Raw genomic sequence first — 12,591 nt, forward strand, 5'->3', positions numbered from 1 at the left:
GCAAAGGGTAAAAACTTACACTAAAAACAAAAGAACCTTGTTTCTTTTGGAAACAAGGTTCTTTCATTAAGCGATGATCTTTTAAAATCAATCACGGTTTGAACCAAGAAATTGTAGCAAGAAGACAAACATATTGATGAAATCAAGATAAAGATTCAATGCACCCATAATAACTTTACGTCCTCTTGTATCACCTTCATCTCCTTCGTAATACATCAACTTAATGTTTTGAGTATCGTAAGCTGTTAAACCAGCAAAGATAAAAACACCAATAACGGAGATAGCAAATTGCAAAGCACTTGACCCAAGAAAAATGTTTACAATCATAGAAAGTAACAAACCAATCAATCCCATAAATAAGAATGAACCGATTGCTGTAAGATCACGCTTTGTTGTGTATCCATAAAGTGAAAGAGCTCCAAAAGTTGCAGCGGAAATAACAAAGGTTTGTACAATACTTTCTGTCGTATAACGCAAAACGATTGAAGATAGTGAAAGACCAACCAGAGCAGCATAACCAAAAAAGAGGCTACGAGCAGCATTTGTGCTCAGTGTATTAATTTTAAAACTGAGGAATAAGACCGCTATGAGTGGTGCAAACATAACAATATAAGAGAATGGTGATGTATAAAATGTTACTCCAAAAGATGTTAAATAAACACTGCTATTGATTTGAGCTGCTGCTTGACTCATATCTGTTGTCGTTGCTAATGATACAATTGCATAAGCGGCAGCAGCTGTAATAAGCAAACCAATGGCCATTGTATTGTAGACACCCAACATATAGTCGCGCAATCCCAGATCAATTGATGCATCGGCATGAGAAGCAGGCGCCGAACGTAAATTTTTAAAATTAGCCATAATATAAAATCCTTTAGCATATGTTCCGTCAGATATTGGGGTTTAAAAGTACCTCTGTCATTACAGATACACACTTCGTATAAGTCCTAAATTGGCTAACACAAAAACCCTAAGAATCACTGGCGGAATTCCAGCACATCTGCTCTTATTATGGAGATTTATTTAAAAATTACAAGAGATTTATCTGAAGAAGGAACCTTACAAATTGGTAAGGAAATAGTTTATTTTGATGAAATAATATTTCCATTTTTTGCCATATTTTTGCAAGATAAAAAGACTATACTTAAAATTTTTTTACTGTTCATAGAAATTGTGTAATATAATTCTCTTTAAGGTATCAACGGTTTTTGCTTTGATGAAGAGAGAGGCAAGTGTCGTTGCACTGTTTTTCAACTTACAATATTGCATCTGCTCTATACGGTTAGAAGACCTATTGAATTGAATCTTTTTATATAAAAACTGATATATAATAATAAATTATCGTTTTGTATGCTAAATTCTTCTCCGAATATAGTAAGATTCTCTGATGACAAATTTTCTTATATTAAATCAATCAAGGTTATTTATTTGCTTGCTCCACACAAGCAAGATTGGTGTGTAAAAGACATGGTTTTAATTAATTCAACATGCGAAAGTTCGAAATAAAAGAACTTTAGGGTTCTCATTCAATATACAAAATGGTAAACTATCATTATATATCAATATGTTGTATTATCAATAAAACATTGAAAATAGTTAAAGGATATTGCTTAATAAGCAATATAAATAAAAGAGGGGTGTTTTTACACGAAGCGCTTAAGAAAAACACTGTAAAAATGACGCCTGTAAAAACTAAAAAACATATGAAAAGCAATTGTTTTAAGCAAATGAACAGAATTTAAATGCTGTAAAATATTTCCTCTCAGAATGGGATATAGGACGTATGAATAAAAAATTATTGGTTTCTATTTGAGTTCATTCCTTTTACACGGATCAAGTATATAAAGATCAAGTGAAAGTAAGGTTTTATAATTCCATGAAAAGAAACACATGAAATTATTAGAAACAAGAATTGATTGAGAAAAATCAATTTGTAATCAGACTTGTGATGATTAATAACCTCTGGTTTTTAAGGCGCTGAACATATCAATGAGGAGATGTGCTGTTGGAATGACGTTTTGCCTTCATCCAAGTACGCAATTCTTCAATAAGGATGGCAATAACACCAAGAGTGATAAAACTATCTGCAAGGTTGAAAATAGCAAAATGAAAGATATCATCAATATGAAAAAGGATATAATCAGTGACATGATGAAAGCGAATACGATCAATAAGATTGCCGATTGCTCCCCCAATAATAAGGATAAGACCAAAGCGCATAAAAGATTTATTATATTCAGTATTTTTCCATAACCATAGAAGAAAGATAATCACAATGATCGTGATGGCGATGATTCCCCAGTGAGAAAAGGAAGAAAAAAATGAAAATGCAATGCCAGAATTGCGCACATGATAAAGGGAAAGAAAAGGAATAAGCGAAATTTCTGTTCCTAAAGGCATATTGTGCATAATCCAGTATTTGACAGCTTGATCAAGTACTACTGTAAAAGCCAAGCCCAAGAGAAGAAAAGGGAGTGATTTACGAATCATGTTTTTCCTCACATGGTTCCAGTATTAAATAAGGGCGACGGATTTCATAAAGCATAACAGCTGTTGCTACTGCTAGATTAAGCGAATCAGCACGTCCACTTTGTGGAATACGCGCGAGTTTATTACACCGCCTTGTAAGAATATCTGATAATCCCTGTTTTTCATTTCCCATTAAAAGGATAACAGGACCATTTTTGAAATCAAGTGTCCGATAATCCAGAGATCCTTTAAGATGCGTGCCAACGATCATGCCTTTAAAGTGAGCAGACCAGTTTAAAAAGGCGCTTTCATCAAAACGATAAAGCGGTATAGAGAAAATTGATCCCATAGTTGCACGAACTGTTTCAGGCGAGAAAGGGTCTGTTGTTTCGCCAATTAAAATAACACCTTTAGCACCTACGGCATCGGCAGTTCGGATAATGGTACCAAGATTTCCAGGATCACGCACACGATCAAGCGCGATATAAACATCTTTAGTCTGTTCAGTTATCATTTCAAGAGGTTGCCATTTTTGTTTAAAAATACCAATAACTGTTTGTGGATTATCGCGTCGGGTAAGTGATTCCATAACCTTTTGTGAAGCTTTAATCACAAAACCACCATTGGCTACAACGCGTGCAGCAATATTTTCGATAGCAGCATTACCGATTTTGCTTTTAGAAAAAATAAGCGTCTGTATTGTCCAGCCGAGATCGAGAGCATCAATGACCAACTTCAATCCCTCTGCCATGAAAAGACCTTCTTTATTACGATTTTTCTTTTGGCTGAGCGCTTTAAGATCTTTTATAATGGGGTTGCTAAGAGAAGTAATTTCTTTCACTTTGCCAGTTTTAGGTCTAAACATATTCAAGCAATCCAACGGCTAAAAAGGGAAGTAGAAAGAGCGCGTCCTGCAACTTCTTCACGCAAAATAAGTTCTCCTGATTCGACCTTACCACCAAGATTTACAAATGCATCACGCATTAAAGCATGAAGTGCAAAGAAGGAAGCACGAATAGAGTAAGCTGTAAGCACAACAGAGAGCGGTTTATCAGAGAGAAGTTTACGACAATTTGTGATCATATCTGGTAAATGATCAAACAGTTGCCAAACTTCACCATGGGGTCCACGCCCATAAGCAGGGGGATCAAGGAGAATCATATCATAGCTTTTCTTACGACGCAGTTCACGCTCGACAAATTTCATAGCATCATCGCAAATCCAGCGAATAGAATGATCTGGTAATCCTGCTCTTTCTTGATTAGCTTTTGCCCACGCAATGGCTTTTTTAGAAGCATCAACATGGGTAACATTCGCACCCGCTCGTGCTCCAATCAAAGAGGCAATACCTGTATAGCCAAAAAGATTCAACAATTTTATAGGGCGTTCGGCTTTAACAATTTGTTCTTCCATAGAGCGCCAATGGGCATCTTGTTCAGGAAAAACTCCCACATGACGAAAAGAAGTAAAACGGCCTAGAAAAGACAGTCCATTCCAAGAAAGTGGCCATGTCTCATTAAGTGGCTTTTTAGGAAAATGCCAACGACCAACCCCTTCTTCATCACGATTTCCCGTGAAAATAGCGTCCACATCAGCCCATTGTTTCTGTGATAAAGCGGGTTTCCATAGTGCTTGACCTTCTGGTCGAATAATGCGGTAAGCTCCATAACGTTCTAATTTTTGTCCATGACCAGAATCAATGAGAGCATAGTTTTCGCTTATACCCGTTTCTAAAATAAGGGGCAGCTTTTCCTGCGGATATCTATTATTATGGGAGGATTGAAAGCATTGTGGGGGCATGTTTTGTATCACGGTATATGAGATATAAAAATATATTATAAAGCTCTTAAATGTTTCGTAAAAGTGCAAAAAAGCTAAAGTCAATTAAAACATGTATAAAAAAGAAAAAGAGCACTTTTAAACTCCGTATTAATATAAAATACAGAGAGAAAAAGATTTCATTAAAATACCATTATACCAGATTTGATATAGTCGTTTTCAATTTCTCTATCTCGGCTTTACTTTTTTTGAGAGCTTTTTTACATTTGTGATAGGAAAACCAACGGATCAAATTTCCTAATAAGATACCAAAACCAAAGAAAATAAAGAGCCATATAAAGAGGGGAGCATGATAAGTAAAACTTTCAGAATTTGCTCGAAAAGGATCAAGGTTTAACGGAACCATTTGACGATTAGCTACGATAAAAACAATCAAAAACGCAGCGAGAATCACACTGATACTTGTTAGAAGAATACGTTTAATAATCATAAGTTTCTCATTGATTAAGACGGTCACGTAAATCCTTGCCAGTTTTAAAAAAGGGAATCCACTTTTCATCAACAGTAACGGCTTCACCTGTTCGTGGATTACGTCCATTACGAGCTGAACGGCTCTTTACAGAAAAAGCTCCAAATCCACGAAGTTCAACGCGATTGCCATTTGCAAGTGCTGTTGAAATTTCCTCAAAAATAGCGTTCACAATATTTTCCACATCTCTTTGAAAAAGATGTGGGTTATGACGAGCAATAATTTGCACAAGCTCTGATTTAACCACAATAGCCTCACTTTCACACAAAAAACTTTTTTATAATTGTGCACTCCATGCATATTACAATATATAAGCGGATAAAAGCAAAATAAAACAAAGAAAAAACAAATTGCAAGAAACAAAATTTTAAAATACCTCTTATAAAGGTTATACAAATTAAAAATGCGGAACATTTAAGAGATTAGGAGAATATGTTCGTACACAAACCTTATGAAGTCTTTTCCACGCGATCATCTTTTGGAGATGTTTTTAAAAAAGCTTCCCGTCATTCGCGTCGCATTAGCATATTAAAAATTTTTTTACCTTTCTTAGCGTTGGTTTCAGCGTTGGTTTTTTGCTGGTTTACGTTTTTCTCAGTTCCTGTTACTTCTAATTCTATGCCTTTGAATAGCGAAGAGAGTGAAGTGATGAATTTGACGATACTCAATCCAAAATTAGAAGGGTATACGCGTGCTCATGAACCTTATTGGCTTAAAGCAGAAAAGGCATTTCAAGATCATACACACTCTGGAATAATTAGGTTGCAAAACATTACGGCTAAAGCGTTTATGGGCCAACAAAGACAGGTTTTTCTCGCAGCACAAGGGGGAGTTTATGATAACATTAATGGTTTTTTACAGTTGGATAAGCCATTCACTGTTACAACAAATGATGGGATGATGGCACAATTTATATCCGCTAGTATTAATTTATCTGAGGGGCAGTTAAAAACAGATCAACGTGTTAATATTCAGCGAGCAGGTTTGCATCTTGCAGCAAATGCTTTGCAAATTCGAGAAAAAGGAAAAAACATGTATTTTCATGGTGGTGTGCATTTAGTGCTGCAAAAGCAATGACGGAATATCAATACGAATCTTTAAAGTGGATATTTGTAAAGAAAAGTATGTGTATATATAAACATGAAGAATTGAAATCATGAGATCATACAAAAGATGGATAGGTATGGCATTAGCTTTTAGCATGGGAATGTTAGAAGGAGGGATGGTTTTAGGATATGCTGAAGGGACTCATTTTGGAATAAGTCTATCAAATGACAAAGAACCGGTAGAACTTTATGCAGATTCTTTAGAAATACGTGATAAAGAGGGGATAGCGCTTTTTCAGGGTGATGTTTCAGTAGTACAAGGTGAACGTCTTTTACGAACGGCAAAATTAGTTGTTTACTACGATAAAGCCTATAAAAAAACGGATAGAAACAAAGAATATACAAAGGCATCACCTGTTTCTTTATTGGGTTCGTCAAGCATAAAAAAAATGGAAGCTTTAGGAAAGGTCTATATAAAAATTGCTACGCAAATTGCTACAGGTGATAAAGGCGTTTTTGATGGAAAGTCAAAAATGATGAGTTTGACTGGGAAGCATGTTGTGTTAACTGATGGTGATAATGTGGCAACGGGGTGCAAACTAACGGCAAATATGGAAAGCGGAAAGGCTTTTTTAGAAGGTTGTGAGACGCCTGAGAAAAAAGGCCGTGTTTCTATTATTTTTAAACAAAATCAAAAGAATGGCCATTAAGATTTCATGTTTGGAATCAAAAGAAAAAAACAGACAGATAGGTATGACCTTGCAAGTGAAGCTTCAAAAAAGCGCTTAAAGGGGACCTTGATTGCCAGTCATTTAGTTAAAGTTTATAGAGGAAGACGAACTGTTAATGGTGTTTCTTTTGGCATTCGTACAGGAGAAGCTGTTGGTATTTTAGGGCCTAATGGGGCAGGTAAAACAACTTGTTTTTATATGGTTATGGGGCTCATAAAATCTGATGGAGGCTCCATTAAGATTGATGGATTTGATATTACACATTTTCCGATGTATCGACGTGCACGTTTAGGTATTGGATATCTTCCGCAGGAGGCCTCTATTTTTCGTGGCCTTTCAGTAGAAAATAATATTAAAGCTGTTTTAGAGGTCGTTGAAAAAGATCGCCTTAAACAACGTGAAGAGTTAGATAGCCTATTACATGAATTTAAAATTGATCATTTACGTAAAATGCCTGCACTTTCTTTATCTGGGGGTGAGCGTCGGCGACTTGAAATTGCGCGCGCTTTAGCGTCTCGTCCCAATTTTATGTTACTTGATGAACCATTTGCAGGAATTGATCCTATCGCTATTTTCGATATTCAACAACTTATTCGTCATTTAACGAGGCGTGGCATTGGTGTTTTAATAACGGATCATAATGTGCGTGAGACATTAGGACTTGTCGACCGCGCTTATATTATTCACACAGGTAAGGTGTTAGTTCACGGTTGTCCTAATGATATTATCAACAACGTTGATGTACGCAGAATTTATTTGGGAAATCAGTTTTCTCTTTGATTTTACAATTTTCACGAGTTTCCATTTAAGTTTAACCGAACATTATTACTGAAAATCTCCTTATTTATGCTAAAACTTCTTTTATGACTATAATCTTAAAATGTTTTTATGGAGTGGTGCAGAAAGCTTCATCACTATAAGGTGAATTTGTTGTTTTATTAGTTTAGATTACACATGATTGTATCGTAGAAAAGATATCACTAGATTAACGTGATAATGAGTGATAAATGAGGCTGTAAATAAATGTATGTGTTATTGAAAGGTAAGAGATATTCACCATATTTTTTTCTGTCGAATCAAATAACATATCGATAATGCTGTTTCGGGTATTTTGATGGGAGCACCAATTATATATTGCGGTTATTCAAGAGGGATTGTCGTGTTTTATTGGTTTGTATGGCATATTTCAAAATAGGAGCTCGTCTATAGATATCAGAATAGATCTAAAAAAGTCATTAAATCTCTAGAAGCCTTTAGATTGTTGTTATAAGGCAGTGTTAAGCTATACCGTAATTGTATAAAGTAAAGGTCTATTTCGCTCAGTATGTTTCCCCATGTTATTAAGAGCTCGTTAAAAAAAAGAAAAAATTTAATTGGGAATTGTGCATTAACTCTTGTGATAAGTCTAATAAATTTTATCAATAATGACCTTTTCTATTGTCTTAAGGAAATTAATTTTATGAACAATTTCATTTCTTTTTTTTCTCATGCTGTTAATGAGGAGCTAAATATTATTTATTGTTGTGTTAAAAGTGATATGACATGTATTAAACTATCACCCGTTATAAATTGAAAAATAAAAACACATGCAATGATGCATGAAAGTGAAAGAACTTTAAATATCTATACCGTTTATAGGTTTATTGATTGAGCATTTGAGCGTATAAGAGGAAAATTAAAGGATGAATTTGAGTGAGTTAATAGCACCGGAAGCGGTCATTCCGGCTCTTAAGGCTAATTCGAAAAAACAAGTTCTACAAATTTTAGCCGAAAAAGCGTCTCAACTGACAGGTCTTAGTGAGCATGTGATTTTTGATGTTGTTTTGCAACGCGAGAAGCTTGGTTCAACGGGTCTGGGTGGTGGTATTGCGATTCCTCATGGGAAATTACCAGATATTAATCGGATTATTGGTATATTTGCACGTCTTGAAAGTCCTGTTGATTTTGAAGCTCTCGATGACGAACCTATAGATCTCGTTTTTCTCCTTTTGGCACCTGAAAATGCTGGTGCAGATCACTTAAAAGCTTTATCACAGATTGCACGTGTTTTGCGTCATGCTGATGTTGTGCAAAAATTGCGCAATACGCATAATGCCAATGCGCTTTATGCTTTATTAATTCAAACTTCAGAATCAAATGCAGCTTAAAAGGTATTATGAGCGTGTAGTTGCGAGGTATGCGCTACAGAGCGTAGGAAATAATATAATTTGCATCTTAAGACTAATAACACAAGGTTATGTCATGAGATTTAAGAAAATCACTTCTAAGTGAACCTTCTTTTTAAAGAGCAAGCAACAAAAACGAAGGGCTTGTCCTTTCTTGTTCTCGTATATTAAAGCATCTAATTATTATGTTCGTGGATTTTTTCGTCCTATTATACTGTAAAAACACTATCATTTCAGATGTGGTAAAATAAAGTATGTAAGTTTCTTTAATATACTAGTGCTTTTAGAATGTGTGGTAAATATTCTTAAAGCAGGACTTGCTTGTAGAGCTTTGAGTTAACTTAATTTCATGAGTGGGAAAACAAGAGGAGCTGCGCTCGACAAGAATCTAAACTGTTTATAAGCCAAATTGGATTAAGAGTTTTCGTCCTTTGAAGGCCGGGAAGAAATCAGCGGGAAAGTTTATTTGTGCATTGAATTTTTTCGTAAGTTAATTTTGAGTATCTATGGATAATATTATTAAGGTTCAAGCAGAAATAAGGGATATTGCGTTCTTTGTATGAGAGAGGAGAGAGATAAACTATTTTAATAGATATGGTTTAGATGCCAGCTCATACTAAACAATAATTTTGCACGGTAAGAATGAAAATTATAGCTTTGGGTTGAGTGAAAGAGTTTTTGTGTATGAGAAGATTTATTCAAGTATGTTTTAATTGATTGAAATGTTGTGTAAAAAATAATAAGATTAGAACTGCTGTAGAAAAAAGTTTTATATTTCTTTTTATAAATTACTTAGAAATAAGATAAGGAGACTTACCAAAAGAATTCTTAAGGCGTTTTTTGGTAACAAGCGGAAGAATATTATCTAATATATTAAAATAATACGATTAAGCTATTATAAGCTACTAAAATCATTTTAGAAATTAATAATTGGAGATGAAATATATAGGGAAATAAGATCAAAAGAAACAAAGTTGTATGTGATTATTGAGATAGAATCTAAATTCTTTATGTTTTATTATTAATATCTTGATAATATTTTATTATTTTTACAAGGTCTTTTGAAGGTTGAGAAAAAGTGTTATCGGGACGATATTGAATACGAAATATGAATGCACTATAATGAGTAAAAGGTGGAGTATTTTGCGAACATAAATGTATTGAATGCATAAAGTCGAGAAGTGATATTCGTAAGGCGATTAAGCTTTTTTGCGGGGAGTCCGGGGTATATTTTTATCTCATTTTGAGGTTCTATAGCTTAAAGAAATCGTTTTTTATACAAAAACGAAATAAGTAGCGTAAAATGAAGATGTTATTTTTTAATGTGGTTATTGAATAAGAAGTTTATTTTTTGGTAACGATTAAAAGGTCATAATGAAACGTAGAAATCTATTTTGATTAGTTTGAAAATATTTCGCTTATTGAAGGAATTAGGACAATAACACATGAATATGGAGGAGTTTTTGTTGAATTTTTCCAATGAAGAAAATCTTGTTAGAGACTAAAGAAGTGAGCTAAATGAAGATGTTTGAAAAGACTGTTATTGCTGCATCTGTAATGGTTCTTGTTACAGCAGGAGTGGCATATGCACAAACGCCAAGCCGTTTAAATCAATTTGAAGCGTGGGGAGCCTATTCTTATAAATCGCCCAAAAATACGATTTGCTATGTGTTATCGGTACCTTTGAAGGCTCTTCCAACGACAGTTAATCATGGTGATAACTTTTTCTTGGTTACCAAGCGTTCTCATTCTCCTATTTCGTTTGAACCGCAGTTCATGGCTGGTTATACGCTTCAAGAAGGGTCTAGAGTGACAGTGACCATTGGAGGTAAGGACTTTGATTTTTTCACGAAAGATTCCTCAGCTTGGTTGGCGTCATCAGAGCTAGAAAAGCAGCTTGTTTCTGCTATGCGTGCTGGAAGCGATATGACAGTGAAAGCGATATCAAAACGAGGAACGCATACCACTTATACTTATTCCTTAAAAGGGGTTACTGCTGCATTAAATGCAGTTCAAAAGTGCCATTAAGGTTTCGATAACTCTAAAATAGTAATGTAAATTGGAAAGCAATGGCCATTTCCTATGACCTTAGACCAGTTGGTTCATGTTCAGCACGAAAAACAGATAATGTGGTCGTGAAGGAGAGTTCAAAGCTTTCTTTAATTGGTTTGTCACAAGATGAAATGGTGCAGGCATTAAAGACCGTTGGTGTACCAGAGCGTCAAACGCGTATGCGTGTACGCCAGCTTTGGCATTGGCTTTATGTACGTGGTGTTTCAAATTTTGATGAAATGCTGAATATTTCTAAAGCAATGCAAGAAACACTTAAGTGTCATTTTTCCATTGCGCGCCCAGAAATTGTTGGAGAACAAATATCAAAAGATGGTACGCGTAAATGGCTCTTACGTTTTCCTGCACGTGGAGCTGGAAGGCCTGTTGAGATTGAAACGGTTTATATTCCTGAGGAAGGGCGTGGTACTTTATGTCTTTCATCGCAAGTAGGGTGTACGTTAACCTGCTCCTTTTGCCATACGGGAACACAGATGCTTGTTCGCAATCTGACTGCAGAAGAAATTTTGGCACAGTTATTGGTTGCACGTGATTGTTTGGGTGATTTTCCTGATAAGAATACTCCTGATGGAGCAATTGTTCCCATTGAAGGGCGCAAAATTACCAATATTGTTATGATGGGAATGGGAGAACCTCTTTATAATTTTGAAGCTGTTAAAAAAGCTTTATTGATTGCTTCTGATGGCGATGGACTTTCTTTATCAAAACGTCGAATTACGCTTTCAACTAGTGGGGTTGTTCCTGGAATTATCCGAACCGGAGAAGAAATTGGTGTTATGTTGGCGATTTCACTCCACGCAGTACACGATACATTAAGGGATATGCTTGTTCCCATTAATAAAAAATATCCGCTTTCTTTACTAATGGATGCTTGCCGTAATTATCCTGGTCTTTCTAATGCAAAGCGAATCACATTTGAATATGTTATGCTAAAAGATATCAATGATAGTTTAGATGATGCAAAGCGATTGATTCAGCTATTGAAAGGGATTCCTGCTAAGATCAATTTAATTCCTTTTAATCCGTGGCCAGGGAGTAACTATCAGTGTTCTGATTGGGATCAAATCGAGCGTTTTGCTGATGTCGTTAATCAAGCGGGTTATGCTTCTCCTATTCGGATACCGCGTGGACGCGATATTTTAGCTGCATGTGGACAGCTTAAATCGGCTTCAGAGCGCTTACGGAAATCTGAACGTTTACGACTTGAAAATGCTGTTGGTCATTAGTTAATACAATTTTTAGCTATATAGCGAAGCGATATAAAGTCTGTGCTTTTTTGTTTGTAAATTAATATCCAAACCTCGTGCGATAGCATATGTGAGACAGAGATTAAGATTGGATAAGTGCTAGACGAACAGTTTCAGCGTTTATATGCTAAATGGGGTAAGAGATTGTCTATAGTCTGTTTGCATAATCTCTGAAATAAGAAGGAAGCCTAATTTAGAGGGAATATGAAGTCTTAAGGATTGTAACTAATTTCTACCTTATTATCATACTCATTAATTAGGTTTTGTGTCTTTTAAAAGCATCTACGGTAATACCTTTTAAAAAGTGGAGATTGTGCAGTGCCTACAGAGGATCTAAAATATAAATACCATTGAGTTATCCATTGATATGTTTTTTAAGTATCTCTTAGTGCACTCTTCATATCACGATAATGCTTGTGAGGAGTATAACAAAAAGCTTCTGTGAAATGTATTGTACTCCTACACCTTTATGTTTAATAAAGGTGTAAATTGGTACCACCATTCTATTTTTTAGCTCCCAATGTTGTAACAGCTTTTAGTACTTGAGATGGTTTA

Annotated in this window: 12 protein-coding genes; 6 read left to right on the forward strand and 6 right to left on the reverse strand. The window is 35.2% G+C overall.

Going from position 1 to position 12,591, the window contains the following annotated elements; translation table 11 throughout:
• Positions 1-87: 87 nt before the first annotated feature.
• The 6 genes from ACFIMW_RS01805 to ihfB form a co-directional block, all read right to left on the reverse strand.
• Complete coding sequence (locus tag ACFIMW_RS01805) at positions 88-861, reverse strand: Bax inhibitor-1/YccA family protein (RefSeq protein ID WP_375606102.1); 774 nt, start codon at positions 859-861, stop codon at positions 88-90.
• A 1,125-nt stretch (positions 862-1,986) separates the two neighbouring features.
• Positions 1,987-2,490, reverse strand: a complete 504-nt coding sequence (gene lspA / locus ACFIMW_RS01810; RefSeq protein WP_375607910.1) for a signal peptidase II — start codon at positions 2,488-2,490, stop codon at positions 1,987-1,989.
• A complete protein-coding gene (locus ACFIMW_RS01815) occupies positions 2,480-3,334 on the reverse strand; it encodes a TrmH family RNA methyltransferase (protein ID WP_375606104.1) in 855 nt (284 codons plus the stop codon). Before ACFIMW_RS01815 ends, lspA begins: the two co-directional genes overlap by 11 nt.
• Positions 3,335-3,336: 2 nt before the next feature.
• Complete coding sequence (locus ACFIMW_RS01820) at positions 3,337-4,269, reverse strand: class I SAM-dependent methyltransferase (protein ID WP_375606105.1); 933 nt, start codon at positions 4,267-4,269, stop codon at positions 3,337-3,339.
• A gap of 172 nt (positions 4,270-4,441) precedes the next feature.
• A complete protein-coding gene (locus ACFIMW_RS01825; protein ID WP_375607911.1) occupies positions 4,442-4,738 on the reverse strand; it encodes a lipopolysaccharide assembly protein LapA domain-containing protein in 297 nt (98 codons plus the stop codon).
• Positions 4,739-4,745: 7 nt separating this feature from the next.
• Positions 4,746-5,024 carry an integration host factor subunit beta gene (gene ihfB / locus ACFIMW_RS01830; RefSeq protein WP_375607912.1) on the reverse strand — a complete coding sequence of 93 codons (279 nt, stop codon included), beginning with the start codon at positions 5,022-5,024 and terminating at the stop codon, positions 4,746-4,748.
• A gap of 185 nt (positions 5,025-5,209) precedes the next feature.
• Between ihfB and lptC the strand changes: the two genes are divergently transcribed.
• The 6 genes from lptC to rlmN all read left to right on the forward strand — a co-directional run bounded on the left by lptC (position 5,210) and on the right by rlmN (position 12,015).
• Positions 5,210-5,854, forward strand: coding sequence for an LPS export ABC transporter periplasmic protein LptC (gene lptC, locus ACFIMW_RS01835; RefSeq protein WP_375607913.1), 645 nt, complete (start codon positions 5,210-5,212; stop codon positions 5,852-5,854).
• Between the two features lie 106 nt (positions 5,855-5,960).
• Positions 5,961-6,533 carry an LptA/OstA family protein gene (locus ACFIMW_RS01840; protein WP_375607914.1) on the forward strand — a complete coding sequence of 191 codons (573 nt, stop codon included), beginning with the start codon at positions 5,961-5,963 and terminating at the stop codon, positions 6,531-6,533.
• A 6-nt stretch (positions 6,534-6,539) separates the two neighbouring features.
• Positions 6,540-7,334, forward strand: coding sequence for an LPS export ABC transporter ATP-binding protein (lptB, locus tag ACFIMW_RS01845; RefSeq protein ID WP_375607915.1), 795 nt, complete (start codon positions 6,540-6,542; stop codon positions 7,332-7,334).
• A gap of 902 nt (positions 7,335-8,236) precedes the next feature.
• Positions 8,237-8,701 carry a PTS IIA-like nitrogen regulatory protein PtsN gene (ptsN, locus tag ACFIMW_RS01850; protein WP_375607916.1) on the forward strand — a complete coding sequence of 155 codons (465 nt, stop codon included), beginning with the start codon at positions 8,237-8,239 and terminating at the stop codon, positions 8,699-8,701.
• A gap of 1,542 nt (positions 8,702-10,243) precedes the next feature.
• On the forward strand, positions 10,244-10,747 hold the full coding sequence (locus ACFIMW_RS01855) for an invasion associated locus B family protein (protein ID WP_375607984.1): 504 nt from the start codon (positions 10,244-10,246) through the stop codon (positions 10,745-10,747).
• A 41-nt stretch (positions 10,748-10,788) separates the two neighbouring features.
• Positions 10,789-12,015 carry a 23S rRNA (adenine(2503)-C(2))-methyltransferase RlmN gene (gene rlmN, locus ACFIMW_RS01860; RefSeq protein WP_375607917.1) on the forward strand — a complete coding sequence of 409 codons (1,227 nt, stop codon included), beginning with the start codon at positions 10,789-10,791 and terminating at the stop codon, positions 12,013-12,015.
• Positions 12,016-12,591: the final 576 nt, after the last annotated feature.

It is taken from the genome of Bartonella sp. AC329YNZD (assembly GCF_042196685.1).
Classification (GTDB): Bacteria; Pseudomonadota; Alphaproteobacteria; order Rhizobiales; family Rhizobiaceae; genus Bartonella.